The organism is Rhodococcus sp. IEGM 1318, assembly GCF_033142465.1.
GTDB classification, from domain to species: domain Bacteria; phylum Actinomycetota; class Actinomycetes; order Mycobacteriales; family Mycobacteriaceae; genus Rhodococcus_F; species Rhodococcus_F qingshengii_B.
In genome coordinates this window covers 1-1,465 of the sequence record NZ_JAWLSC010000050.1, presented here as the reverse complement: position 1 = coordinate 1,465, position 1,465 = coordinate 1, and the positions used below count along the sequence as shown (strand labels likewise).

The following is a 1,465-nucleotide window of genomic DNA, read 5'->3' as shown; positions in this document are numbered from 1 at the left end:
GGGTGAGTCCCATGGCGTGGTGGACTTTAGATAAGGTCGACACCAGCAGAAACGTGTGTCGGTAATCCGCTCGGGGCGGGCCATCGCGTAGTGATCAATGAGTACCTCTCACAGTGACTCAGAGAAAGAGATCTACGCGATGGCCCACGACCATTCTGCCTTGCTCGCCCAGCTCGATGCACTCACCAGCGCTGATTCAGCCTCCGTGTTCGCCGAACTGATCCGCGCCGGCCTCCAAGCCTTGATCGAGGCCGAAGCCACCGAAAAGATCGGTGCCGCCCGCTACCAGCGCACCGAAGGCCGCAGCACCCAGCGCAACGGCCACCGCCCCAAGACCGTGTCCACCACCAGCGGGGATGTGGAAGTTCAGATCCCGAAGTTGCGGTCGGGATCTTTCTTTCCGTCGCTACTCGAGCGCCGGCGGCGGATCGACAAAGCCCTGCATGCGGTGATCATGGAGGCCTATGTCCACGGTGTATCGACCCGCAATGTGGATGATCTGGTTGCCGCGCTCGGCGTGGATTCTGGGATCTCGAAGTCGGAGGTCTCACGGATCTGTGGGCAACTCGATGATGAGATCGCACGCTTCCGTGAACGAACATTGACGCACACCACTTTTCCCTACATTTTCCTCGATGCCACCTTCTGCAAAGTCCGCGTCGGCGCTCACGTGGTCTCGCATGCGATGGTCGTAGCCACCGGCGTATCGATCGACGGCGCCCGCGAAGTCCTCGGTACCGCAGTCGGTGACAGTGAGTCGTTCGAGTTTTGGCGCGAGTTCCTGCGCGGCCTCAAAGCCCGCGGCCTCACCGGAGTGCATCTGGTGATCTCTGATGCTCATCAAGGTCTGAAAGCAGCTGTTGCACAACAATTCAACGGCGCTGCGTGGCAACGATGCCGAGTCCATTTCATGCGGAACCTGCATGGCAAAGTCGCTTCGAAACAGATTCCGCCGGTGATGGCGGCGGTGAAAACGATCTTCGCGCACACCGAACCTGACGATATTCATGCCCAGTGGGATCAGGTCGCCGACACCCTCGAATCGTCGTTTCCGAAAGTGGCGGAGATGATGCGTGAGGCCAAAGCCGACGTCCTGGCGTTCACCGCGTTCCCGAAAGCGCACTGGCAGAAGATTTGGTCGAACAACCCGATCGAGCGCCTGAACAAGGAGATTAAACGCCGCGCTGATGTCGTGGAGATCTTTCCCAACCCGGCCGCGTTCCTACGGTTGGCCACCGCTGTGGTCATCGAAGCCCACGACGAGTGGCAGGTCACCCGACGCTACGTCTCTGATGTCAGCATGGACGAACTCAGAAAAGTCATCGCCGACAAAGAACGAGCCGCGGCTACCGCTACCGAATCTCTGGCGAAACAACACCAAATCGCCTAACATTCATCATGACTCGTTGATCACAACGCGAAACGCTCACCTGATCCGAAGTCCACCACGCCACGGGGCACTATC

General features: G+C 59.2%; 1 protein-coding gene. It reads left to right on the top strand.

Going from position 1 to position 1,465, the window contains the following annotated elements:
• Positions 1–139: 139 nt before the first annotated feature.
• Positions 140–1,390 carry an IS256 family transposase gene (locus tag R4P65_RS32995; RefSeq protein WP_317829693.1) on the top strand — a complete coding sequence of 417 codons (1,251 nt, stop codon included), beginning with the start codon at positions 140–142 and terminating at the stop codon, positions 1,388–1,390.
• The last annotated feature ends 75 nt before the right edge of the window (positions 1,391–1,465 follow it).